Genomic DNA, 592 nt, shown 5'->3' on the forward strand with positions numbered 1-592 from the left:
GCCCACCAGCGGCCGTCCTTCTGGCTGGTGGCCCAGGGCCGCAAGTGCGTGAAGCTGGGCGACGACGAGCTGCACTACGGCGTCGGCGACTGCCTGCTGGTGGCGCTGGACATGCCGATGACCTCGCGCATCACCCACGCCACCGAGGAAGAGCCGCACCTGTGCGTCGGGGTCGAGATCAATCCCACCCGCCTGGCCGAGCTGATGGGCCGCCTGCCGGCCGAGGCCGCCGCCCCGATCGAGGGGATCCGCGGCGTGGCGGTCACCAAGGCCGCGCCGGCCCTGCTGGACGCCACCCTGCGGTTCCTGCGGCTGCTGGACCGTCCCCAGGACGTCGCGGCCCTGGCCCCGCTGATCGAGCAGGAGATCCTGTATCACCTGCTCAGCGGCCCCTGCGGCGCGCGCCTGCTGCACATCACCCTGGCCGACGGCCACGGGCACCGCGTCACCCGAGCCGTCGCCTGGCTGCGCGACCACTTCGCCGCCACGCTGCGGATCGAGGCCCTGGCCGATCACGTGGGCATGAGCGAGAGCTCGCTGCACCACCACTTTAAGGCCGTCACCGGCATGACGCCGATGCAGTACCAGAAGC

Annotated in this window: 1 protein-coding gene; it reads left to right on the plus strand. The window is 72.0% G+C overall.

Features of this window, described 5'->3' with window-relative positions:
* The coding region (locus tag J7528_RS23990) for an AraC family transcriptional regulator (RefSeq protein ID WP_291879874.1) at positions 1–592 on the plus strand (592 nt) is incomplete at both ends.

It is taken from the genome of Caulobacter sp. (genome assembly GCF_017744445.1).
Taxonomy (GTDB): Bacteria; Pseudomonadota; Alphaproteobacteria; order Caulobacterales; family Caulobacteraceae; genus Caulobacter.